Here is a 23,470-nt window from a genome sequence, read left to right as displayed (position 1 = left end):
AGCTCTTACGTCCTCTCGAACGCTTGAGTTCTCTTCAGTTTTTAGCTTGTGTCCAAATTTTTAAAGAACAAATCGGTTTTTCAACCAATACTCAATCCTCTTAACCGCACTTTAGGTTTTTTAATCCCTCATAAAGCGTTGGCTAAGAAAACTCACTATTAATCAATAAACCCTTATCACCGATACTTCAGTCATTACTGACCTCGTTGTGACAAGTTAAAGCGTGGTGGAGCTAAGCGGGATCGAACCGCTGACCTCCTGCGTGCAAAGCAGGCGCTCTCCCAGCTGAGCTATAGCCCCTTTCTTTTCCCGTATTTAGCAAGTTCTAGATAGTTCAGCCAATGGTTTTAGCAAAATCAGATTGAAATCGAGAAGCGCAGTGTGCGAACAGCACATGAGCATCGCAGATATTCAAGATGATGAAGATAAAATCATTGGTAGGCCTGAGTGGACTTGAACCACCGACCTCACCCTTATCAGGGGTGCGCTCTAACCACCTGAGCTACAAGCCTATCTCTCTATACGGTCTGTCTTCTTTTCTATCAAACAATCTGTGTGAACACCTATACAAAATCATCAGTCATATTATAAGGAGGTGATCCAACCGCAGGTTCCCCTACGGTTACCTTGTTACGACTTCACCCCAGTCATGAATCATACCGTGGTAAACGCCCCCCTAAGGTTAAGCTATCTACTTCTGGTACAACCCACTCCCATGGTGTGACGGGCGGTGTGTACAAGGCCCGGGAACGTATTCACCGCAACATTCTGATTTGCGATTACTAGCGATTCCGACTTCATGGAGTCGAGTTGCAGACTCCAATCCGGACTACGACGCACTTTAAGAGATTCGCTTAAGCTCGCACTCTCGCCTCCCTCTGTATACGCCATTGTAGCACGTGTGTAGCCCTACTCGTAAGGGCCATGATGACTTGACGTCATCCCCACCTTCCTCCGGTTTGTCACCGGCAGTCTCCTTTGAGTTCCCATCTTTACATGCTGGCAACAAAGGATAAGGGTTGCGCTCGTTGCGGGACTTAACCCAACATTTCACAACACGAGCTGACGACAGCCATGCAGCACCTGTCTCTAAGTTCCCGAAGGCACAAGCTCATCTCTGAGCTCTTCTTAGGATGTCAAGAGTAGGTAAGGTTCTTCGCGTTGCATCGAATTAAACCACATGCTCCACCGCTTGTGCGGGCCCCCGTCAATTCATTTGAGTTTTAACCTTGCGGCCGTACTCCCCAGGCGGTCGATTTAACGCGTTAGCTTCGAGAGCCACCCATACAGGCAACCCCCAAATCGACATCGTTTACAGCGTGGACTACCAGGGTATCTAATCCTGTTTGCTCCCCACGCTTTCGCACATGAGCGTCAGTCTTTGTCCAAGGGGCCGCCTTCGCCTCCGGTATTCCTCCACATCTCTACGCATTTCACCGCTACACGTGGAATTCTACCCCTCTCTACAAAACTCTAGATAAACAGTATGAAATGCTGTTCCCAAGTTAAGCTCGGGGATTTCACATCTCACTTATCTATCCGCCTGCGTGCCCTTTACGCCCAGTTATTCCGATTAACGCTCGCACCCTCCGTATTACCGCGGCTGCTGGCACGGAGTTAGCCGGTGCTTCTTCTGTGACTAACGTCAATTGCTCTGTCTATTAAACAAAACACCTTCCTCATCACCGAAAGAACTTTACAACCCGAAGGCCTTCTTCATTCACGCGGCATGGCTGCGTCAGGGTTCCCCCCATTGCGCAATATTCCCCACTGCTGCCTCCCGTAGGAGTCTGGGCCGTGTCTCAGTCCCAGTGTGACTGGTCATCCTCTCAGACCAGTTAGAGATCGACGGCTTGGTGAGCCTTTACCTCACCAACTACCTAATCTCACTTGGGCTCATCTTATGGCGGGTGGCCCGAAAGTCCCACCCTTTAGTCCTAAGACATTACGCGGTATTAGCTACAGTTTCCCGTAGTTATCCCCCTCCATAAGCCAGATTCCCAAGCATTACTCACCCGTCCGCCGCTCGTCGGCAAAGTAGCAAGCTACCCCCCGTTACCGCTCGACTTGCATGTGTTAAGCCTGCCGCCAGCGTTCAATCTGAGCCATGATCAAACTCTTCAATTCAAGTTCAATCGCTCAACGAATCTCTGACTATAATGTTGAAACCACAAAAGTTTCAATTATGAATTTACTATCAGCACTCATTAAGACTTTAGTTTTTTAAATCTTTAAATTACCAATGCCTTGCACAAGTGCCCACACAGATTGTCTGATATATTGTTAAAGAACAGTCACAATCGCCGGCTTCAAACAGCTGCGTCGTTGTGAGGTGCGCATTATAGACATTCCATAATGCTTTGCAAGGGCTTTTTCTCACTTTTTTGCAAAAAATTTCCAAGCGGCGCTTTTTTAAACGAAAAACCGCACTTTGGATTATTTTGTCAGCGAAATATCACTTCTAATTCGTAAAAAAGTAGCAAAGCGTGGTTTGCCGTTTTTGGTTAAGCCGCGATATTGATAAGTTATCACGCTGCCGATCGGCGGCGGATTTTGCCGCTGTTGCAGATTAAACCCCGAGCCAATTCGAAAAACGCCACGCTGATTGCGGCAACTGAGCGCGCCCAACACCTGTGCAAACTGCCCTTTGCCTTGATGATGCGCCACCACTTCGCACTCTTCATCTTGCGTGGTTTTAAATTTCAAAATCTGTGAACTGCGCTGTTGCTGATACGCAATAAACGGATTACGCACCACAATACCCTCGCCGCCCAACGCCTCGACTTCGGCTAGAAAATCTTCCGCATGTTGCTTATTCTTAATCGGAATTTGTCGAATGATTTCAATATGCGCGCTTGGATTTTGTTGCAAATAATCCGCCAAGGTTTGCAAACGCGCGTTGAGATCCCCGTCTGCATTGGGTACATCAAACACATACAACTTCAATTTGTGCCAACCGCGATCGTCGGCACTGCGCACAATCGAGGAAATCATTTCAAACTCACCACGCTGGGAAAACAGTTCGCCGTCGATCGCAAACGGTGGAAAATGTTGGACAAAATAATCCGGCGGATTTAGCGGATTACCGTTGCGGCTCAACAGTTGTTTGCCGTCCCAAAAACCACGCACGCCGTCCAATTTTTCGCTCATCATCCAACCGTCTAACGCTTGCCCTTGATAGACTTCCAATAGCATTAAATTCGGCTTGCTGCTTGCCGCCGCGCCGGTTATCGCGCCCAGCCATGCCAATAGAGCAATCATACCTACACGCCACATCGTTCACCTCTCGAACAAATGAATCAAAGTGCGGTCAGGCTAACGTAACGGACAAGAAAAAGAACGGGGTTATGAAAATAATTGGAATCCGGATCGCAAAAAGAACAAGCGCGGTCAAATCATCGTCTGACCGCACTTGGCGTAAAGTAAAGAATAAAATCAAATCACGGTTTGCACTAACGCCGACAAATCACCGCTGAATTGTCGGGTTTTCGCCATTGCGATAATCTCGTTTGAGGTATGGCAGTCGGCGTTATACACCACCACCATGCTGACATCGCCCGGCTGCAAAAAATGGGTTTCGCCGAATTCGGTATAACGGGTCGCACCAATGCTAATCACCGCCTGTTGCGGATAATCGGCTTTTTCCAGCAAGCCGGCGATATGGTGCATTGGCCCTTGATCCGGCTGGTTGTTCATGCGATCGACAGTCCAATTGAGTAATTTTTGATGGAAATAACTGTAACCGACTGTCGGGCTGTCCACGCCGTAAATATTGAATTGTTCGCCACGCTGATGAAAACAGGCGATACGATAGCGATCCAAATTACAACCAGCCTCGAAGCCATCCAGTGGGATCAAAGTTGACGCTAAACCTTTGGTTTGCGCGCCCCAATTTTTCTTGTCGGCGATTTTATGAGCATTCGGGCGGCGGATTGAACAATCGTTATATGCGCCAAACGCTTTCGGTAAAAGTGCGGTCACTTGATGATGTTGATCATATTGAATATCACAAATAATCGCCACTTCCGGCTCGATTTGCAGGTTATCCGCATCTCGCGGAAAGCGCAATGTATCGGACGACAGCGGATAAACCGATAAAAAACCGTCAAAGTGCGGTACATAAAACGGAAAAATCGCTTTCGGTTGATGCGCTTCCTGCACCTCGACCTGTTTAAAATCCGCTGCCTCGCCCGCTTGTTCCAAATGTCCGGCAAAATTGCCCGCCACGCCAAAACCGATTGCTTGTTGAAATGCCATCATTTTCCCCTATTCGCTATGCAAAAGTGGTTTGAGTATAGCCCAATCGCAGCTACTTCTCCAGCGCCATACTCAGTAAGGTGATCGGGTGCAAACATTGGCGGGTGGTGGACATATCGATCTGCCATTTGCAGGTTTCGCAGTCGGAAATCACGTAATCAAAACCGCCCTGTTCGATCTGTTCAAACAGCCCTTTACCGATCGCTTGCGCTGTGTCGTAGTTTTCCGATTTAAAGCCGTAAGTGCCGGCGATACCGCAACATTGCGAGTTCAACATCACGATTTCCAGTTGCGGAATTTTGCGCAACACTTCGATGGTATAAGGCACCCAACCGCTCTTTTCCATATGACAGGCGGTGTGATACGCCACCCGCAGCGGCATTGGTTTCAGCGGCAGGGTTTTGCCTTGTTCCAATAAGGTATAGAGGTAACGGGTGACCAACTGGATATGCGACCGCACTTTGTGGTTATCCAAACCCAAAATATGCTGATATTCATCACGCAAGGTTAAGGTGCAGGTCGAGGAGGTGCCGACAATATCCAATTTGCGCTCAGTAACCGCTTGTTCTAATTGTTGAATATTAAATTCGCCCTGTTTTTTGGCGCGTTCAGGAAAACCGTTCACCATCAGCGGCACGCCGCAGCATTTCTCTTTTTCCAACAGCACCACGCCGATATTCATCGCATTAAACACCTCGATCAGCTCTTTGCCTAAGGCCGGGTTGTTGTAATTCACGTAGCAGCCGTGATAATAACCCACTTTTTCCGCATACTGCTGTTGCTGCGCCGCCACTTTGCCGTACCATTGGCGGAACGTGCCGAACGAATATTTCGGCAGGCTGCGCTGTTTGGCGACTTTCAAGGTTTTATCCAGTAAAAAACGGGTCGCTTTCAGGCTGGTGACCGCATTCACCACCGGCGCAAACGGCGACGACAGCGACCCCATAATATCGGTGTTGCTCAGCACCGCGTCGCGCAGTTTTTGTACCGCCGATTTATCTTTGCCCTGCCCGTAACGGTTGCGTGCGCGCACGATAATATCGCCGATTTTGACATCGGACGGACAGGCAACTTCGCAGCGTTTGCAGTTGGTGCAATATTTCAAGGCTTCGTCATAAAATTCGGCACTTTTCAGGCGCAAGCGCTCGCCGTCCGGGCCTGACTGTTTCGGACCGGGATAGAACGGATTATTGCGCGACACCGGGCACACTGCAGTACAGGCGGTGCACTTGATACAACTTTCAAAACTGTTATCGATATGCGCCTGTTGTTGGATCTGCTCCGCTTGTTGAATCAGTTGTTGTAAATTCATCGCTTGCCTCCTTGCAGGATCCGATCCGCAACATAAAGTGCGGTCACCACCGCCACTCCGCTACCGCAACCTTGATGAATGGCGTCATAACCGCCGACCACCGCACCGATCGCATATAAATTCTCTAGGCTTACACCCTGTTTTTGTGCCTGACAATCGGCATTGATTTTCACCCCGAATTGTTGATACGGCTGCGGGTGCGCAAAGCGCGCATGCGTCCACTGGTGGCGGTTCGGGGCACTAAACAGATCCAGATTAAAAATCGGTTCGCGCACCTGATTAAAACTTGCCACCAAGCCGTTACTGAAAAAACTGCCGCTCGCCAACACATACTGTTCGGCGCGCAAGGCGACCTCTTCGTTCAAACGGGTATAAAGTGCGGTCACGCGGTTTTCTGCCATATCAGCGCGCAATACGCTGTCGCCTTTCATCATCAACCCGCCCGCCTGCTCAAACGCTTTTTCCAATACGCGGTGCTGACGAATGCCGAGCAGCGATGGCGGCAGGGTCGGCAGTTCAAACAGATGAATGCCGCTCGCCTGTTGCAGCTGTTGCAGGAAACCATCGTTATCCAAACCAAAACACGCCGGTAAAAACACCGTATCGGCACCGTCGGCGGCGTTTTTCAGTTCCGCCACCAATTGGTCGAAATTGAGTTTATGTTCCAATGCCTGCGAAATATTAATGCTGCGGAATTCGCGTGCGTCGGTACGCAGATGATCCAGTTCGGGAATGTGCAGATAGCCGAAACTGAGCTGCCACTGCGCAAAGTGCGGTAGCCGGCGCAGGTTTTCACACAACAGTTGCGGCTGAAAATCGTTAAATCCCTCGATCCCCAACACCGCCACTTTTTTAGCGGATAAGACGCCGTTCTCGATTGCAAAAGTCGGCACGCTGCGCGGCGACAGCCAAGTCGGACGCAAGGAGCCCAACGGCGTTAAACGCAAGTGATTGTGCGCCCTGCCCTGTTTCAGATTGAGTTGCAGCGCCGTTGCCAAACCTTCAAATTCCGCCGCTTTCTGTAGCACCACATCTTGCCCGAGCAGGCTATAAGGATGTTGCGGTTGTTGCCGCGCCAATTGCGCCAAACCCTGCGCCAGATCATCGATTGGCGCACCATTTTCCGCTTGCCCCAGCAGATCCAACGAGCCGGAGGAGAAATCGAGCGCACTTTGCCCGTTACTGACGATCACACAGCGCCGCCCGCCTTGTTGCAGACGGATCCCGCAAATCAGCCCCGCCAAACCGCCACCGATAATAATGTTATCAAACTTCATTTTTATCCGTTCCCTGTAACTGTTGTTGTCCGGCTTGCGGCACCTCGTTCAAGCCCAATAAACCGTAATATACCCATGAGGTAAACTCCGCCTCGCGCAAGGCGTCGCCCCACGCAATCGGCTCAATCCCGCGCCAGCGCTCTTCCATAAAAGCGGCAAGCTGCGTGGTGGATTGCTGCGCATTGGCGACCTTAAACCGCGCCATTAAGCCGGCGGCGCGACAGGCGCACAGTTCGCCCTGACACGTGCCCATGCCAACCCGGGTGCGACGGCGCAAATCGACCAGATTATTCACTTTCAGCTCGTCCACCGCATAGCGCACTTCGCCGGCGGTAACGGCTTCGCATTCGCAAATCAAACTGCGATCCAAACGTTCTTTTTCCAATAATTCGGTGGCGCGCGAACCGTGGCGATACACCGCCGAAACCCGCAACGGAGTCGGTAACGAAATCACTTTTTGGTGGGTTTCGACCGCACTTTCGTTTGAACCGGGCAGCGGTATATCGGCGGTGGTGCAAAGTGCGGTTTTGTTCAATTTCTGACAGGCAAGATCCGTCGCCCATTCCGCCATTAAGCGATAAGTAATCAATTTGCCGCCGGTGATGGTGATAAAGCCCTCCAAACCGTCGCGTTCGGCATGGTCGAGTAACACAATACCGCGGCTGACATTACGCCCGGACGGATCATCATCGCTCGCCACCAACGGGCGCACCCCGGCATAGGCGCGCAACACCCGCGTGTGACGCAGGCTTGGCGCCAGTTTTTCGCCTTCCTGAATCAGCAAATCCACCTCTTGCGGCGTGACCTGCATATTGTCGATTTGATCGTATGGAATGCGGCTGGAAGTAGTGCCGATCACACTGATAGTATCGCCCGGCACCAAAATATCGGCATCCGCCGGTTTGCGGCAGCGGTTGATCACCATTTGATTGAGGCGATGTCCCATAATCAGCAACGCGCCTTTCGCCGGGAACATTTTGATTTTCAGATCCGCATATTCGGCAATGCCCTGCCCCCAAATCCCGGCGGCGTTAATCACCACCGGCGCAAAAAATTCCCGCCGTTGTTTATGCTTATGATCATAAGCGCGCACGCCGATCACTCGGCTGCCTTCGCGAATCAGCTGTTGAACTTCACAGTAAGTGAACACCTGCGCCCCGCGCTCTTTTGCGTCCAACATATTGGCGGAAGTCAGACGAAACGGGTCGATACTGCCGTCCGGCACCACCACCGCGCCGATCAAATCGGGATTGACCGACGGCTCTAAACGGCGCGCCAATGCCGGTTCGATTTGCACCGCATCAATCCCTGCTTGCTGACAGGCTTGCAAAAACGGTTTTTGGAAGGCTAAATCGTCCTCCGGCAGGGTGATAAACAACCCTTTGCAATCGTCAATACAGTGTTTGGCGATTCGTTTTAGAATATTATTCTCGTCAATACACTCTTTCGCCGATTCCGGATCGTTGACCGCATAGCGTCCACCGCTGTGCAACAGTCCGTGATTGCGTCCGGTTGCGCCGGTGGCAATATCACGCCGCTCAAGCAAAACCGCACTTAGCCCGCGCAAACGGCAATCGCGCGCAATCCCAGCGCCGGTCGCACCGCCGCCGATAATAATCACATCACTTTGTACACGAGAAGAAAATGATTCCGCCATCAATCTGTTCCCCACACTAAATAAATTCGAATACGAAAAAATAAATTAGGGATATTGTAGGTCATGTCGTGAGTTTTCGCCATAAAATGTTCGATAACAAACATTAAAAGTAAGGGCTTGATCACAGTTTAGCGATTTTTATGCGCTTAAATCACACCGCTTGAGTTCAATATAATGGGAAGGACAACTGATTTTGCATTCGCCGCAACCGTTGCAACGTTCGTTGTCCAACAACATTTTTTTGCTGTCGGCGTCAAAGCGGATCGCATTCGGCGCACAGGCGGTACGGCAAAACTGACAGCTTCGCCCCTGTTGTTGCAGACAAAGGCGGTGAAAGTGCGGTCGCAGCTCAGTGTCAGACCGCACTTCGCCGCTAAGTGCGCCGGTTTGGCAACGGTCTGTGCATTTGCCGCAATGGTCGCAGGCAGAGTAATCGATTTGCAGCACCGCTTTTTGATTCTGAAGTTGGATTAAGCCGTAAGGGCAGGCGGCAACGCAATCGCCGCAACCGGTGCAGTGTTGCATAAACAACGGCTCGGCAACCGCTTGCGGCGGGCGTGTTGCCGCGCGCTGATACAGCGTTTGGCTGATTTGCTGCTGCGCTTTCTGTCCGGCATTGAAAATCCCGCGCAACAAACCACGGCGTGAAATGCGGTTATGTTGCAGGTATGCCTGATAGTAGCGTTCGTTTTTTTCAGCCATAATCAAATCATTAACGATATAACCGCACTTCGGGGATTTGCAGCTGTAACTGTTGCTGCCAATGCGCCAATAAAGCTTGCGCCAACAAGCCTAAGCCGCAATAGAACGGGCGGTTTTGTTCGGCGGTCAGTAATTTGAGGAAACGCCCCGACCAAGTGAGCAGGTGCTGTTGCAAAAATTCGTTTAACTGTTCAGGTTGATTTTCCGCCAACCACGCCGCCATCAGCAACATCAAGCCGAAATGGTCTTCCGGTTCGTTTTGTGCCAATTCCAACACAATCCCATGCATACGCATAAAACCGCGCAATTCTAACAACGAACTGCCGAAAATCACCGCTTCTTTATCCAAATAAACCGATCCCCATTGCGGCGCCGGCAGCGCGTCAGGCCCGATAAACAGCGCCTGAAAATCCGCCTCCAAGGCTGCAGCGCCCTGCGCCAAACCTTCGCTCAACCGCACTTGGATTACATCAAGCTGTTCCGCCGATAAAAAATCACAGCTCGCCTGCCATTGCGGATCGGCAAATAACGGCAATAACGCCTGATTTTGCGCTTGTTGCGGCGAAGCATAAAACAGCGAACCTAAAATTCGCCCGAATTGGGAAATGGAAGTTAATGGTGGATTCATCATCTTTATCATCTTGGCTCTGGAAATATTGCGCTACTGTACCATACTTCGGCAAAGTGCGGTACAGTAGCACAAATTCGGTATTAAAAATCAATTCTTCAATAAATTAAAATTGTTCTCATTTTTTCGCCTTGACACTAATCAATTTTAGGCAGATCCCTGTTTTTATACGCACTCCGATTGATATTAATCATCTTTTTGCCCATTTCTTTTTGTTCTAATGAAAGCAGTGTAGTCATTCGGAGGGACTTGTTATGGATAGTCTAGTGAAAGATGTCATTAATTATGATATCGAAAGAAGAACTTTATTGAAACATGTCGGATTAACCGGTATTGCTGCAGGTGTATCCTTACCTTTTTCAGTGAGGGCTAAAACCAATACCGCACCAGAAGAGCAAGCGGAAAAAGTGGTTTGGAGTATGTGCTCAGTTAACTGCGGTAGCCGTTGCGCATTACGGATGCACGTAAAACAAGACGAAGTTGTTTGGGTTGAAACGGGTCGGGAAACGGGGCGAGGGCAAATTTAAACGGATTAGTTGGGAAGAAGCGCTCGATACCGTTGCCGACGGTCTGAAGCGGATTGTGAAAGATTACGGTAACGAAGCGGTTTACCTTAATTATTGTTCCGGCATTGTCGGCGGAAATATTACCCGCTCTTCCGCTTTTGCCTCGGCAATGGCGCGTCTAATGAATTGCTACGGCGGTTTTCTGAACCAATACGGCACCTACAGTACGGCGCAAATTGCCAGGGCAATGCCGTTTACCTACGGTTCAAATGTCGGTAACAGCACCTCCGATATTGTCAATTCAAAGTTAGTCGTTTATTTTGGCAATAATCCGGCGGAAACCCGTATGAGCGGCGCTGGAATCACTTACCATTTGGAGCAGGCAAGAGAACGTTCCAATGCCAAGTTAATTGTGATTGATCCGCGCTACACCGACACCGCAGGCGGACGGGAGGATGAATGGATTCCGATTCGTCCCGGTACCGACGCCGCATTGGTCTCCGGTATTGCATACGTATTAATTACTGAAAATCTGGTTGATCAAGATTTTTTAGATAAATACTGTGTCGGTTATGATGAAAAAACTTTACCTGCCGGTGCACCGACAAATGGACACTACAAAGCGTATATTTTGGGGCAAGGAGATGACGCCATTGTCAAAACGCCGATATGGGCAGCAGATATCACCGGCATTCCTGCCGATAAAATCATTAAACTCGCCAGAGAAATCGGTAGCACCAAACCTTGTTATATCAGTCAAGGCTGGGGACCACAACGCCAATCTAACGGTGAACTTGCTGCCCGTGCGATTGCGATGTTACCGATTTTAACCGGTAATGTTGGTATTAGCGGGGGAAATTCCGGTGCTAGAGAAAGCACTTATACCATCACGATTAAGCGGTTTCCAGTGTTAACCAACCCTGTACAAACCAAAATCCCAGTGTTCATGTGGACAGATGCCATTGAACGTGGAACCGAAATGACGGCGGTAAAAGACGGGATTCAGGGCAAAGACAAGTTGGATGTGCCAATTAAATTCCTGTGGAATTATGCGGGCAATACCATTATCAATCAGCATTCCGACATAAACCGTACACATAAAATCTTACAAGACGAGAGCAAATGCGAGATGATTGTGGTCATTGATAATTTCATGACCTCCTCTGCCAAATATGCCGATATTTTATTACCGGATCTGATGACGACAGAACAGGAAGATATTATCCCGAATGATTCTGCCGGTAATATGGGTTACCTGATTTTCGGACAAGCGGCGACAGCGCCTAAATTCGAGCGACGCCCGATTTATCAAATTCTATGCGACATAGCTAAACGCCTTGGTGACGAAGTATATGACAAATTTAGCGAGGGAAGGACTCAGGAACAATGGCTGCAACATTTATATGCCGAAATGCGAGAAATGGATACCGATCTGCCGACATACGACGCCCTGAAAGCAATGGGAATTTTCAAGAAAAAAGATCCGAAGGGTCATCTGGTCGCCTATAAGGATTTCAGGGACGATCCAAAAGCAAATCCGTTAAGCACACCGTCCGGAAAAATCGAAATTTATTCCGCCCGCTTAGCCGAAATTGCGGCTAGTTGGGATTTAAAAGAGGATGAAGTGATCGATCCTCTGCCGATCTACCACCCGGGATTTTATAGCCATATCGAGGCGCAAAACGGACAATTCCCGTTACAACTTGTCGGTTTCCATTATAAATCCCGCACCCATTCCAGCTATGGCAATATTGATGTGTTGGAAAGTGCCTGTCCGCAAGAAGTATGGATTAATCCGCTTGATGCCAAATCGCGAAATATTCAAAGTGGGGATTTGGTCAGAATCTTCAACGAAATCGGCGAAACCCGAATTGAAGCGAAAGTGACGCCAAGAATTATGCCCGGCGTACTGGGTATGGGGCAGGGCGCTTGGCACAGGGCAAATATGTGGGGCGATAAAATAGATCATAACGGCAGTATCAACGTCCTCACCACCCAGCGCCCGTCGCCGTTGGCGAAAGGGAATCCGCAGCATTCCAACTTAGTACAGATTGAGAAAGTGTAAGGAGCAGATTATGACGGAACAATATGGTTTTTACATCGATTCGGATCGCTGCACCGGCTGCAAAACCTGCGAACTGGCGTGTAAGGATTACAAGGATTTGCCGGTGGATGTGAATTATCGCCGGATTTACGAATATGCCGGCGGCGATTGGCTGGCAAACGGCAACTGTTGGCAGCAGAATGTCTTTTCGTATTATTTGTCGATTTCCTGCAATCACTGCGAAGATCCGGCGTGCGTCAAGGTATGTCCGAGCGGGGCAATGCACAAAAATGCAGATGGGTTTGTCATTGTCGATGAGGAACTGTGTATCGGCTGCCGCTATTGCCATATGGCGTGTCCATACGATGCGCCGCAATACAGCGAAGCCAAGGGACATATGACAAAATGCGACGGTTGCTATTCACGGGTGAAAGCCGGTGAAAAACCGATTTGTGTCGAATCGTGCCCGCTGCGGGCATTGGATTTTGCGCCGATCAGCGAGCTGCGTACAAAATACGGCGAGTTGGCGGCTTTAGCACCGCTACCGGCGGAACATTATACTGCGCCGAATTTGGTGATCAAACCGAATAAAAATGCGCGCCCGAGCGGCGATACCAGTGGATTTTTAGCCAACCCGAGGGAGGTGTAACATGAATGCCGGATTACATGAATTACCGCTGGTGCTGTTTACCGTGCTGGCGCAAAGTGCGGTCGGTGCGATCATTCTAATGGCATTATGGCTATTGTTGAAAGCCGATGAACCGCTGCGACAACGCAAAGTCGTATTATTGCTACTGTTGCCGTTAATCCTGTTGGGATTAGGTTTCGCCGCTTCAATTCTACATTTAGGTTCACCGCTGCGCGCCTTTAATTCATTGAACCGAATCGGCAGCTCGGCACTTAGTAACGAGATCGCTGCCGGTGCGCTGTTTTTCATTCTTGCCGGCGTATATTGGCTGTTACAGTTGCTGGATAAAATGCTGGCGGCATTAAACAAACTTTGGCTGTTTTTGTTGATCGTCAGCGGCGGTATTTTTCTCTACGTGATGAGTACGGTTTACTTAATCAGCACCGTACCGACTTGGAACAGCATTTCGACCCCGGCGTCATTCCTGCTGACCGCACTTTTGGCCGGCTTTACTCTCGGTTATGCCTTGCTGCGTTTTGCCGGTGTTGAAGCCGCTCAATTGCGCTGGGTTCCCGGCATTTTGGGATTGGCACTACTGCTTGCCGTATGTTTAGTGGTGTTGCAAGCAACCAGTTTGGCCGGCATCCAAACCTCTGCGCAAAAAGCCTCAACATTAGTGCCGGATTACGCCAATTTAATGATATTGCGTCTAGTGTTGCTGTTCGCCGGTATCGGGCTACTGTTTTACAGTCGCCGTGCTCAAAACAGCTTACCTAGTTTGTCACTCTGTGCCAGTGTACTGTTGGTTTTCGTTGCCGAATTGATCGGTCGAACCCTGTTTTACGGTTTGCATATGACCGTCGGCACGGCGATCGCCGGCTGATTAATCGCCCGTCGCTTAGCAGGCAATTTGTCCTTTCGCGGATAAGTTGCTTTTTTATACGTGCTTAACATGGATTTTTATCCAAGTGCAGTATATGCTGTAGCAATCAATCACACAAAATGGAGTAAATTATGTATCAGTTAAAACGAGTGTATACCTTTGACGATAATGATTTTCCAGCCGTATTGGCAGATCGGTTGTGGCCGCGCGGAATTGCCAAAGTGCGGTTAGACGGAGTGTTGTGGCTGAAGTCGGTCACACCCTCCAACGAACTGCGCCAATGGCTGCACCAAGATCCGCTTGCGCATTATGACGAATTTTGTCGGCGTTATTACCATGAATTGAGTGCCGAGGCGGTGCAGGCGGATTTACAGCAGTTGCGCCAATTGCACGCACAGCACGACCGCCTGACGTTATTGACCGCCGCCAAAGCGATTGAACACAGCCATTTGCCGGTGTTGCAGGCGGTGCTGCAAGGCAAAATCGAACTTCCGAATCACTAGGAATTAAATTAACAAGATGATATTAAAACTCAAAACCCGTTTGACCGATTTGCTTGCGCAAATATGGCCGCTGGCGAAAAAATATCCGCTGGAAATGCTGTGGATGGTGCTGTTTTCCCTACCATTTCTGTTTTTTGATCTTTTTGACGTTAAAGGCGGAGATTTGTTGCGCTATTGGCTGTTTGCACCGGCGTTTTTCGCCCTGAGTTATTTACTCCATCGCTATAAAATCGCTTATTGGCTGACGGCGGTGATGGTGCCGTTAGTGCTGTTTTGGCAGCTGAATAACGGGTTGATATTGGAGGATTATCTGGAGGATCGCCGGTTTGCGGCGTTGCAACTGCTGTTATTGCTGTGTTTACTGGCGCGCGGTTGGGCACAGGAAAACCGCACTTTTATCACCCGTTTTCTGCAAACGGCACTGAATATTGCCAAAGCCTGGCTGATTAACGCGATCGGGTTGCTGCTGTTTTTTGCATTACTGGGCAGTGTTGAATTGCTGTTTAATCTGGATCTGCCGTTTGACCGCATACTTCAGCGAATACTGCCATTTACTTATTTCAGTATCTTCCCACTGTTCTTTTTGCTATTTGAGCAGAATAAGGACACGGAACAAGTCGAGCTAGGGCATTTCGGGCAACTGTTGTTGAATTTCGTACTTTCGCCGACACTCATCATTTATAGTCTGCTGCTGTATCTCTACAGCGCACGCATTGTCCTGCTGGGTGAAATGCCACAGGGGCAAATCAGCTATATAGTGTTGCCGTATTTGTTGCTCGGACTCGCGTTAAAAAGCGTACAACTGCTGCAAACCTCGCCAAAATGGCAAGGTTTTTACCATATCTTCGGCTGGATTGCCTTACTGCCTTTGGCGCTGTTGTGGTTTGCGGTGTATCAACGGTTGAGCGCCTACGGACTGACCGAAGTGCGGGTTTATCTGCTTGCCTTGACGGTGTTAATTTCACTGTTTATTGCGTTATCCTTGCGCACATTCAACGGTCAACACCGCACTTTTGCCAGCTTGATTGCGCTGACGATTATTTTGCTCGGCTGGGTGTTGAATCCGAAGGAAATCGCCTTCGACAACCAATTGGCAAGGTTTGATCGGCAGTTACAGCAATTCGATTTATTGGATGCTCAGGGCAAAATCAAAGCGCTGCCCGACACCGCCGCACAAGCCGGTTTTTCCGAGCAGCAACGACAGGATTATCATAATTTATCCACTCAGGCGCGCAATTTAAATTGGATCTATGCACGGCGTGGACAGATAAATGCGCGTTACGGGCAACATTTTCCTGAATTAGCCGGTGCGAGTGAAGATACACCCCAAATTGCGCCGAACGTAATACAAACGCTACACTTTTATCACCGTGAAAATGTCAGGGTGATAACCTTAAAACACCCTTACCAAACAATGCTGAGTGTCGATTACTCGCTCGATAGCGACACAGTGGCAGAGGCGAAATATCGCTACCGATTTGCAGAACACGGGATCCATTTTGAAGTCGATTTAAACGGGTTTATCAATCAAATTTTGCTAAAAAACGGCTTTGCATTGAAAACCCAATATCCTAAGCAAGAATTGCAACCGCTTAACGATCAGTTTTTGCTGCTGCAAGGCGAGAATTTCCTGCTGCTATTTTCTCGGTTTTCCCTGCGTTACGATAAGACGTTAGGCTATGTCTTTGCCGGAGCTCATTTAGAATCGGTGTTGCAGTAATATTCAGTAATCTGCACCCCAAAAGTTAGACTGCAAAACCAACTGACTAGGGTGCAGATTTTTATGACAAAATATTTGATCAACCTATTTCACACCAAGTTCTCCTTAAATGTTTTGATTTAAGGGTTTTTTGTTTTTATTCAGATTACCTCCTATAATACCCCAATCCCCCTCAAGGAGTTTTGTCATGCAAATCAAAAAATCCGTAACGTCGCGTTTGGCGTATTATTTGGTGATGATTATCATGTTGTCCGGTTTGTCGGTGTGCGTGACCACGCTGATTATGATCAGCAACCATTCCGATGCCGAGATGATCAATGTGTCCGGTTCGCTGCGGATGCAGAGCTACCGTTTGCTGTATGAAATGCAGTACCAGCCGGAGTTGCTGACGCATGGGATTCAGACTTATCAAGCCAGTTTGCAGACGCCGACACTGATGAATTTGGAGCGGTTTTATGTGCCGGATTCGGTGCAGAATGCCTACCGCACTTTGCTGGCAAGTTGGCAGGTGATGGCGGGTTATTTGCGACAGGGGGAGGCAGGATTGTATCAGCAGAATTTGGAATCCTATGTCGATCAAGTCGACAATTTCGTGTCGGTGCTGCAACAGTTTTCCGAGCAGCGTATCCGTTTTGCGATTTATACTAACCTGTTCAGTTTGCTGCTGATGTTGGTATTGGGCGGTTATCTGTTGAGCTACAGCCGTAAAAAAGTAGTGGCGCCGTTGCAGCGCTTGGCCACCGCCAGTCGGCAGGTGCAGAACAGCCAGTTTCAGCACATTGAACTGGATATTGACAGCGATAACGAGCTGGGCGAGCTGTCACGCGGTTTCACCCAAATGGCGGCACAGCTGCAAAAACTCTACCTTTCGCTTGAGGAACAAGTTAGTCAGAAAACCCGTAGTCTGACCCAAATTAACCGCACTTTATCCATGCTGTATTATTCCTCACAACAGCTGACGCTGCATGAAATCACCCGTGAAAATCTGACCACCGTGCTGAAATTGTTGCAACAAAACGAACGCTTGCAAGTCGTGCGCTTGGTGGCGAATGGGAACGAGATGTTTAATCTGGAAGTGGGCAAAGAAGATAGCGCAACAAACTGGCAAACCACGCGGATTACGATTAACGATCAGAATCTGGGTAGCCTGAATTGGCAGCGCAGCGCAGCCTATCCTGACCTGCGTACGATTGAAAATATTGCGCAGATGTTGGGGCGGGCATTGCATTCCTATCAGCTGTTGCGCCAGCGACAACACTTAATTTTAATGCAGGAACGCTCGATTATTGCGCGTGAATTGCATGATTCCTTGGCACAAGTGTTGGCATATCTGCAAATCCAGTTGACGTTGCTACGCCGCAGTATTTTGCAGGAACTGAGCGAGGAGCGGGCGGCGAAAAGTTTGAATATTCTGCACCAATTTGAAACCGCACTTGCCGACGGTTATACCCAACTGCGCGAGCTGTTGGCGACTTTCCGTTTGACCGTCAGCGAGTCGAACTTGAAACTTGCCTTGCAGGAGGTGATCGATTCGCTGCAATCCCGTTCCGAAGCGCAAATCACGCTGGATTGTGCGTTACCGTCGCAATTGCTAAACGCGCAACAACAGATTCATTTACTGCAAATTGTGCGTGAGGCGGTGCTGAACAGCATTAAACACGCCCACGCCACGCTGATTGAAGTGATTGCGCGCAGTAACGACAACGGCGAAAACACCGTGATTATTCGCGATAACGGTGTCGGCATTCCATCACTGGCGGAACCAAGTGGGCACTACGGCTTGAATATCATGCAGGAGCGAGCGCAAGAGTTGAATGCGCATTTGACCATTGCGCGTCGTGCCAGCGGCGGCACCGAAGTCAGTTTATTGTTGGCGGACGACGTGGAATAACAAGGATTACACATGACAACCATTCGGATTGAAAAAGCCCAAGCGCAAGATTTGGCGCAAATCGTGGCGATTTATAACCAAACTATCGCCAGCCGCCGTATCACCTCCGATTTAGCCCCGATATCGGTTGCCGACCGGCAAGCGTGGTTTGACTTTCACCGCAATAGCGTGCGCCACCCGATTTGGGCGGTGCGAAATACGCAAGATCAGCTGATCGGTTGGGCAAGCTTGTCGCCGTTTTACGGGCGACCGGCATACGATATCACCGCCGAAGCCAGTTTTTATCTGGATAACCAAGCCAAGGGCAAAGGAATTGGCACGCAAGTGGTACGTTTTTTACAACAGCAAATGCAACCGCTGCATTATTCCACTCTGCTCGCCTTTGTGTTCAAAGGCAACCCCGCCAGCGTCGGCGTGCTGCAAAAGTGCGGTTTTCAGCAATGGGGCGAACTGCCGAATATCGCCGATATGCAGCAGCATAAAGAAACGTTGCTGTTGTTGGGTTACCAAACGGAATGAAATAGGCATAGTAGCTGTAAATAATATGCTTCATTATTATAAGTGAGTTGGGATATACAAGACAAAATTGTTGGTAAAAAGTAGGTTAACGCCTTATAGTCACTGGCTTTAACCCACTTTTTTGAAATATGAATAAAAAATTGTCCTTTTTGCTCAAAATCAACTATTCAGAAATATGGCACTTATCACCATATTCAACGCTATAAATGCCTGACGTGCAATAAAACATTCACCCTAAAAAATAAGTTGAATTCCAATAAAATTTGGCTTGATTACACGCTTGGAAAACAGACTTATAAACAACTTGTCGATAAATATCATTGTTCTCTAAGAACTATTCATCCTGATGAAAAAGGAAAATACTATACTGCCCGACTTCAAGCGCCTAGTTCACCGCGTAGGATTTTAACGCTGCAGTGTGTTTTCGGGGAGGGTCTAAAGTCTTCATCTTTCAATGCGGCTAAGATTTTAGGGACTTGACTACGGTCAATCCGTTTTAATGATTTTTTGAAACGTTTTGTCGGCAACACAGTGTATATAACGTTTTGCTGCCCGTCATACCCCATACTCCCGTTCGAGTTCGTCCATAGTGGTATATTCCACCGTACCATTTTTGACATCTTCTCTATGCGCGCGCAGATCGGCAATATCTTCAAGTTGAGACAAATGCGCATTGATTAATGACATGACGATGGAATCATAGACATCATCATTAAAGAGTTGGTCATCTAATCCGTGAGCAGACAGCAGGGCTTTTTTCGTCTGTTATTCTCATGACATATTCCTCTAATGAATTAAAGGTAATAATGCCCTCTTTCGAGGGCATGGGTCAAGTGTTGCCGAATAACAATTACCCCTCATTCACCACTCTTGGAAACAAAATATTGTTTTCCAGATGAATATGGTGCATTAAATCGTCGATAAACTCGTTAATGCCGCTGTAGAGCGCGCGCCAAGTGTTGCACGCGTCCGTCGGAGGGGTGACGTTGTCGGTCAGGGATTTCAGCACTTCCACTTGTTGTCCGGCGTCGTCGTGTTCATGCTCCATCACTTTGATCGGCATTCTTGCCATCGCATATTGCCCGGCTTGGATCATCGGGAACAGAATCTGTTCTTCTTTTTGCATATGATGGCTCAGTTCGGCATAAATCTCTTTTAATACCGCCGACGCGCCCATCGGGCAATCGGCGCGATCACCGTGCACGTTTTCCACTTTTTCCGCCATCGCAATCAGCTCCGGCAGCTGTTCGCGGTGGCGATCATGATAGCGGGCGATGATATGGGCGATAATTTCCGGGTAAGCGGTTTGCGTCCAATCCTGCTCCTGCCCGAGGTCTTGCCGCGCTGCCAGTTCGGCTAAACGGCTTTCAATCGCCGCCAAATCCAGATTTTTCACGTTTGCCGCAAAGCCAAGCGTGTTGGCGCCGCCGCAGCAAAAATCCAAATCATATTCGCGCAACAGTTTGGTGGCGCCCGGAATGGCAATCGCCAATTCGCTCAGTTTTTTATCTTGAAATGACATAATTTCCTCGTATTCGTTAGGATAAAAGTTGAGTTAAATAGTAAGGTATTTTGACGATAAAAGCCGTATTTTTAATTCATCTTTTGATCTATATCAAATCGAATACCTGAAACGAGGTAGGCAATACCGCACTTTGCGTTATCAAAATGGCAAAGTGCGGTCAGAAGGATTTAAACTTTTTTCTTCACGGTTAAGCCGGCAGGCGCTTGCGCTACCGGCATGATTTCAATCCGGTTGATATTGACGTGTGACGGTTGCTCGGCAATCCAAACAATGGTGGCGGCAATATCGTCAGGGGTCAGATAATCCACATTGGCGTATAAGGCTTCGGCTTTGGTGCCGTCACCATAGAAACGCACGTTGGAAAACTCGGTGCCACCGCATAAACCCGGTTCGACATTGCTGACCCGCACCGCCGTGCCGACCAAATCGGCGCGCAAGTTGAGGCTGAATTGTTTGACGAAGGCTTTGGTCGCGCCGTACACATTGCCGCCCGGATAGGGATAATCGCCGGCAATCGAGCCGAGATTGATAATGTGCCCGCGGTTGCGCGCCACCATGCCGGGCAGAATGGCGTGGGTCAAGGTGGTTAAACCGCCGATATTGGTGGCGATCATCTGCTGCCAATCTTGCAAGCGGCTGTTCTGTGCGGCGGCAACACCGAGCGCCAAACCGGCATTATTCACCAATAAATCAATTTCTTGCCATTGCGGCGGCAAACTGTGAAGTGCGGTTTGCACCGCCGCCGGATCGCAGACATCAAATGCCAGCGCCAGACAATTGTCGCCCAGCTCCTGTTGCAATGCCTGTAAACGATCTTGCCGACGGGCGCTGATGATCACCCGATGTCCGTGTTGCACCAATAAACGTGCGGTTGCCGCACCAAAGCCGGCACTGGCGCCGGTAATTAAAGCTAACATGGTTACCCCCTCTGCTATTTGCATGCGTAATGATTTTTACTATAACAAAAAGCGGCTTGCTGTCCATTGGCACGGTAAAAATTTTTGCTAAAAGAGTTGCTTTTATTGAAGTGATGTTGTAATTAATTAGAGTAGAAAATTAAAACACAACATCAAAAAAATAAGGAAACAATATGCAAAACGTAGGTTTTATCGGTTGGCGCGGAATGGTCGGTTCGGTTTTAATGGATCGTATGCAACAAGAGCAAGATTTCGCCTTGCTTAACCCGGTCTTTTTCACCACCTCCCAAGCCGGACAAAAAGCACCGAGCTTCGGCGGCAAGGACAGTGGCGTGTTGAAAGACGCCTTTAACATTGACGAATTGAAAGCGCTGGATATTATCGTCACCTGCCAAGGCGGTGATTACACCAATGAAGTCTATCCGAAACTGCGTGCGGCAGGTTGGAACGGTTATTGGATCGACGCCGCTTCTACCCTGCGTATGGAAAAAGACGCGATTATCGTGTTGGATCCTGTCAACCAACACGTCATCCGCGACGGTTTGGCGAAAGGCGTGAAAACCTACGTCGGCGGCAACTGCACTGTCAGCTTGATGTTGATGGCATTGGGCGGTTTGTTTGAAAAAGATTTGGTGGAATGGGTTTCGGTTGCCACTTACCAAGCCGCGAGCGGCGCCGGCGCGAAAAATATGCGTGAATTGCTGGTGCAAATGGGCGAATTGCGCGATGTGGTGAAAACCGATTTGGACAACCCGGCTTCGTCGATTTTAGCGATTGAAAGAGCGGTTGCCGACAAAATGCGCGGCGATTTGCCGATTGAAAACTTTGGTGCGCCGTTGGCGGGCAGTTTGATTCCATGGATCGACAAATTACTCGACAGCGGACAAACCAAAGAAGAGTGGAAAGGCTATGCCGAAACCAATAAAATCCTCGGTTTATCCGACAGCCCGATTCCAATCGACGGCTTGTGCGTGCGTATCGGTGCGCTGCGTTGCCACAGTCAGGCGTTCACCATTAAAATGAAAAAAGCTCTGCCGTTGACGGAAATCGAACAACTGTTAGCCTCGCATAACGAGTGGGTGAAAGTGATTCCGAACGACAAAGAAAGTACCCTGCGCGAGCTGACCCCGACCAAAGTCACCGGCACCTTGAGCGTTCCGGTCGGACGTTTGCGCAAACTGAATATGGGGCCTGAATATCTGGCGGCATTCACCGTCGGCGATCAGCTGTTATGGGGCGCGGCTGAACCGTTGCGTCGCATTTTGCGTCAATTGGTGGCGTAAATCGTTTCCCTCCCTACCCCATTTTTCTAGTGAAAAATGGTACTCCCTCCGCACGCGGAGGGAGAGAAAAATACCCTAAGGCGGGAACTCCCGCCTTATCTTTTTGCTAATACGACAGGTCATCAAATGGAACGAGAACCGCACTTTGGGCAGTTTGCTTTAAGAACCTTGAAACCCTTTGTCGAACAGTTTCCGCTGCAATATTTTGACGGGCAGCGCGGCTGTAGAATCGCGTACCGTTTTTTTGAACACCCGGCGACGGAATCTATTCCGCGTAACTTGATGATTTTGGTCAGCGGTCGCAGTGCGAATTTATTAAAATGGTCGGAAATCGCTTATGATTTTTATCAGCTCGGTTTTGACGTGCTGAGTTTCGATCACCGCGGACAAGGCTATTCGCAACGGCTGCTGCCCGATCCGGACAAAGGCTATATTGATCGGTTTGAGTATTATTTGGACGATATGGACGCGGCGATTCACCAAGTCAACCAGCGCCATGCCTATCAACGGCAGTTGGTGCTGGGGCACTCGATGGGGGCATTAATTGCAACCCTGTATCTGGCTAAATATCCGCATCAGATCGACAAATTGGTTTTGAGTGCGCCGCTGTTTGCGCTACCACTGAAAAACCCGTTTTGGGAACAACTGGTGGTGAATATCATGGTGCTGCTCGGACAGGATCAACGTTATATTTTCGGCAGAACCGCCTATCAACCGGTCAATCCGGACAATAACGATCTCAGTTTTTGCAAGACCCGCATGAAATGGATGAACCGGATTAACCGCCGTTATCCGGAAGTGCATTTGGGCGGGCCGACCTTTCGCTGGGTACATCAGTGCATTATCCAGTTTAAAAAATTACCGCGTGCGATCAGCAAGATTAAAATCCCGGTGCTGGTGCTGCAAGCGGAAAAAGAGCTGATCGTCTCGAATCAGCAAATTGAAAAGTACGCCAAATTATTTAGCCGCTTGCAGCATGAAGTGGTGAAAAACGCCAAACACGAAATTCTGTTTGAACGCGACGCGATTCGCCAAGCGGCGTTTGATAAGATTGCGGCGTTTTTAACAGATTAATTCCAAAGTGCGGTTTAAACCGCACTTGAGATTGCTGACAAACTGACTTCTCTCCCTCCGCATGCGGAGGGAGTACTATTTTTCGCAAGAAAAATGGGAGGGAGGGGAATATGAAAATGTAACATATTCATTTTTAACATTCTT

General features: G+C 49.0%; 18 protein-coding genes, 2 tRNA genes, 1 rRNA gene and 1 pseudogene. 10 read left to right on the top strand and 12 right to left on the bottom strand.

Annotated features, from left to right (window positions below; all coding sequences use genetic code 11):
* Positions 1-224: 224 nt before the first annotated feature.
* From ACQ31U_RS05125 to dmsD, 10 genes are all read right to left on the bottom strand, one after another.
* Positions 225-300, bottom strand: a tRNA-Ala gene (locus ACQ31U_RS05125).
* Between the two features lie 135 nt (positions 301-435).
* Positions 436-512 (bottom strand) — tRNA-Ile (locus ACQ31U_RS05120).
* 76 nt (positions 513-588) lie between these two features.
* Positions 589-2,127: ribosomal RNA gene (locus tag ACQ31U_RS05115) — 16S ribosomal RNA — on the bottom strand.
* A gap of 309 nt (positions 2,128-2,436) precedes the next feature.
* Entirely contained in the window at positions 2,437-3,261 is an 825-nt protein-coding gene (locus ACQ31U_RS05110) for a DNA ligase (protein ID WP_431054282.1), read from the bottom strand.
* A gap of 174 nt (positions 3,262-3,435) precedes the next feature.
* The gene (locus ACQ31U_RS05105; protein ID WP_431054281.1) at positions 3,436-4,257 is read right to left on the bottom strand and encodes a DUF5718 family protein; all 822 of its coding nucleotides are present in this window, start codon (positions 4,255-4,257) and stop codon (positions 3,436-3,438) included.
* Positions 4,258-4,309: 52 nt separating this feature from the next.
* Positions 4,310-5,569: an anaerobic glycerol-3-phosphate dehydrogenase subunit GlpC gene (gene glpC / locus ACQ31U_RS05100; protein ID WP_431054003.1), complete on the bottom strand. Its 1,260-nt coding sequence runs from the start codon at positions 5,567-5,569 to the stop codon at positions 4,310-4,312.
* The gene (gene glpB, locus ACQ31U_RS05095; RefSeq protein ID WP_431054002.1) at positions 5,566-6,846 is read right to left on the bottom strand and encodes a glycerol-3-phosphate dehydrogenase subunit GlpB; all 1,281 of its coding nucleotides are present in this window, start codon (positions 6,844-6,846) and stop codon (positions 5,566-5,568) included. Before glpB ends, glpC begins: the two co-directional genes overlap by 4 nt.
* Positions 6,836-8,503 carry an anaerobic glycerol-3-phosphate dehydrogenase subunit A gene (gene glpA / locus ACQ31U_RS05090; protein ID WP_431054001.1) on the bottom strand — a complete coding sequence of 556 codons (1,668 nt, stop codon included), beginning with the start codon at positions 8,501-8,503 and terminating at the stop codon, positions 6,836-6,838. Before glpA ends, glpB begins: the two co-directional genes overlap by 11 nt.
* A 138-nt stretch (positions 8,504-8,641) precedes the next feature.
* Positions 8,642-9,205, bottom strand: coding sequence for a ferredoxin-type protein NapF (napF, locus tag ACQ31U_RS05085; protein ID WP_431054000.1), 564 nt, complete (start codon positions 9,203-9,205; stop codon positions 8,642-8,644).
* 10 nt (positions 9,206-9,215) lie between these two features.
* Positions 9,216-9,833 carry a Tat proofreading chaperone DmsD gene (gene dmsD / locus ACQ31U_RS05080; protein ID WP_431054280.1) on the bottom strand — a complete coding sequence of 206 codons (618 nt, stop codon included), beginning with the start codon at positions 9,831-9,833 and terminating at the stop codon, positions 9,216-9,218.
* Between the two features lie 254 nt (positions 9,834-10,087).
* On the opposite strand from dmsD, the pseudogene ACQ31U_RS05075 reads away from it, so the two are divergent.
* The 8 genes and pseudogenes from ACQ31U_RS05075 to ACQ31U_RS05040 all read left to right on the top strand — a co-directional run bounded on the left by ACQ31U_RS05075 (position 10,088) and on the right by ACQ31U_RS05040 (position 19,007).
* Positions 10,088-12,404, top strand: a pseudogene (locus ACQ31U_RS05075) (DMSO/selenate family reductase complex A subunit).
* A gap of 10 nt (positions 12,405-12,414) precedes the next feature.
* Entirely contained in the window at positions 12,415-13,032 is a 618-nt protein-coding gene (locus ACQ31U_RS05070) for a DMSO/selenate family reductase complex B subunit (protein WP_431053999.1), read from the top strand.
* Position 13,033: 1 nt separating this feature from the next.
* Complete coding sequence (locus ACQ31U_RS05065) at positions 13,034-13,894, top strand: DmsC/YnfH family molybdoenzyme membrane anchor subunit (RefSeq protein ID WP_431053998.1); 861 nt, start codon at positions 13,034-13,036, stop codon at positions 13,892-13,894.
* Positions 13,895-14,025: 131 nt separating this feature from the next.
* Complete coding sequence (locus ACQ31U_RS05060) at positions 14,026-14,397, top strand: DUF488 domain-containing protein (protein ID WP_431053997.1); 372 nt, start codon at positions 14,026-14,028, stop codon at positions 14,395-14,397.
* Between the two features lie 16 nt (positions 14,398-14,413).
* Positions 14,414-16,117 (top strand): hypothetical protein, encoded by a 1,704-nt coding sequence (locus tag ACQ31U_RS05055; protein WP_431053996.1) that lies wholly within the window; start codon positions 14,414-14,416, stop codon positions 16,115-16,117.
* A 187-nt stretch (positions 16,118-16,304) separates the two neighbouring features.
* A complete protein-coding gene (gene narQ, locus ACQ31U_RS05050; protein ID WP_431053995.1) occupies positions 16,305-18,008 on the top strand; it encodes a nitrate/nitrite two-component system sensor histidine kinase NarQ in 1,704 nt (567 codons plus the stop codon).
* Between the two features lie 12 nt (positions 18,009-18,020).
* Positions 18,021-18,527 (top strand): GNAT family N-acetyltransferase, encoded by a 507-nt coding sequence (locus ACQ31U_RS05045; RefSeq protein ID WP_431053994.1) that lies wholly within the window; start codon positions 18,021-18,023, stop codon positions 18,525-18,527.
* A 132-nt stretch (positions 18,528-18,659) separates the two neighbouring features.
* Positions 18,660-19,007 (top strand): transposase, encoded by a 348-nt coding sequence (locus tag ACQ31U_RS05040; RefSeq protein ID WP_431054279.1) that lies wholly within the window; start codon positions 18,660-18,662, stop codon positions 19,005-19,007.
* Between the two features lie 370 nt (positions 19,008-19,377).
* Here ACQ31U_RS05040 and ytfE read toward each other — a convergent pair whose 3' ends face one another.
* Positions 19,378-20,049 (bottom strand): iron-sulfur cluster repair protein YtfE, encoded by a 672-nt coding sequence (gene ytfE, locus ACQ31U_RS05035; RefSeq protein ID WP_431053993.1) that lies wholly within the window; start codon positions 20,047-20,049, stop codon positions 19,378-19,380.
* 170 nt (positions 20,050-20,219) lie between these two features.
* Positions 20,220-20,969, bottom strand: coding sequence for an SDR family NAD(P)-dependent oxidoreductase (locus ACQ31U_RS05030; protein ID WP_431053992.1), 750 nt, complete (start codon positions 20,967-20,969; stop codon positions 20,220-20,222).
* A 173-nt stretch (positions 20,970-21,142) separates the two neighbouring features.
* Between ACQ31U_RS05030 and asd the strand changes: the two genes are divergently transcribed.
* Both asd and ACQ31U_RS05020 read left to right on the top strand, forming a co-directional pair.
* Positions 21,143-22,252: an aspartate-semialdehyde dehydrogenase gene (gene asd / locus ACQ31U_RS05025; RefSeq protein WP_431053991.1), complete on the top strand. Its 1,110-nt coding sequence runs from the start codon at positions 21,143-21,145 to the stop codon at positions 22,250-22,252.
* Between the two features lie 126 nt (positions 22,253-22,378).
* Positions 22,379-23,326, top strand: a complete 948-nt coding sequence (locus ACQ31U_RS05020) for an alpha/beta fold hydrolase (RefSeq protein ID WP_431053990.1) — start codon at positions 22,379-22,381, stop codon at positions 23,324-23,326.
* The last annotated feature ends 144 nt before the right edge of the window (positions 23,327-23,470 follow it).

The sequence above is a fragment of the Testudinibacter sp. TW-1 genome (assembly GCF_050613185.1).
GTDB lineage: Bacteria > Pseudomonadota > Gammaproteobacteria > Enterobacterales > Pasteurellaceae > Chelonobacter.
The sequence above is the reverse complement of the archived record's forward strand: the minus strand, read 5'-3'. Positions and strand labels throughout refer to the sequence as shown.

What these genes read in the sequence shown, in the direction of transcription:
- ACQ31U_RS05060 (WP_431053997.1), top strand. Translation starts at nt 14,026, where the DNA reads ATGTATCAGTTAAAACGAGTGTATACCTTTGACGATAATGATTTTCCA.
- napF (WP_431054000.1), bottom strand. Translation starts at nt 9,205, where the DNA reads ATGGCTGAAAAAAACGAACGCTACTATCAGGCATACCTGCAACATAAC.
- ACQ31U_RS05065 (WP_431053998.1), top strand. Translation starts at nt 13,034, where the DNA reads ATGAATGCCGGATTACATGAATTACCGCTGGTGCTGTTTACCGTGCTG.
- ACQ31U_RS05055 (WP_431053996.1), top strand. Translation starts at nt 14,414, where the DNA reads ATGATATTAAAACTCAAAACCCGTTTGACCGATTTGCTTGCGCAAATA.
- glpA (WP_431054001.1), bottom strand. Translation starts at nt 8,503, where the DNA reads ATGGCGGAATCATTTTCTTCTCGTGTACAAAGTGATGTGATTATTATC.
- ACQ31U_RS05110 (WP_431054282.1), bottom strand. Translation starts at nt 3,261, where the DNA reads ATGATTGCTCTATTGGCATGGCTGGGCGCGATAACCGGCGCGGCGGCA.
- narQ (WP_431053995.1), top strand. Translation starts at nt 16,305, where the DNA reads ATGCAAATCAAAAAATCCGTAACGTCGCGTTTGGCGTATTATTTGGTG.
- asd (WP_431053991.1), top strand. Translation starts at nt 21,143, where the DNA reads ATGCAAAACGTAGGTTTTATCGGTTGGCGCGGAATGGTCGGTTCGGTT.
- dmsD (WP_431054280.1), bottom strand. Translation starts at nt 9,833, where the DNA reads ATGAATCCACCATTAACTTCCATTTCCCAATTCGGGCGAATTTTAGGT.
- ACQ31U_RS05070 (WP_431053999.1), top strand. Translation starts at nt 12,415, where the DNA reads ATGACGGAACAATATGGTTTTTACATCGATTCGGATCGCTGCACCGGC.
- ACQ31U_RS05030 (WP_431053992.1), bottom strand. Translation starts at nt 20,969, where the DNA reads ATGTTAGCTTTAATTACCGGCGCCAGTGCCGGCTTTGGTGCGGCAACC.
- glpB (WP_431054002.1), bottom strand. Translation starts at nt 6,846, where the DNA reads ATGAAGTTTGATAACATTATTATCGGTGGCGGTTTGGCGGGGCTGATT.
- ACQ31U_RS05105 (WP_431054281.1), bottom strand. Translation starts at nt 4,257, where the DNA reads ATGGCATTTCAACAAGCAATCGGTTTTGGCGTGGCGGGCAATTTTGCC.
- glpC (WP_431054003.1), bottom strand. Translation starts at nt 5,569, where the DNA reads ATGAATTTACAACAACTGATTCAACAAGCGGAGCAGATCCAACAACAG.
- ACQ31U_RS05045 (WP_431053994.1), top strand. Translation starts at nt 18,021, where the DNA reads ATGACAACCATTCGGATTGAAAAAGCCCAAGCGCAAGATTTGGCGCAA.
- ytfE (WP_431053993.1), bottom strand. Translation starts at nt 20,049, where the DNA reads ATGTCATTTCAAGATAAAAAACTGAGCGAATTGGCGATTGCCATTCCG.
- ACQ31U_RS05020 (WP_431053990.1), top strand. Translation starts at nt 22,379, where the DNA reads ATGGAACGAGAACCGCACTTTGGGCAGTTTGCTTTAAGAACCTTGAAA.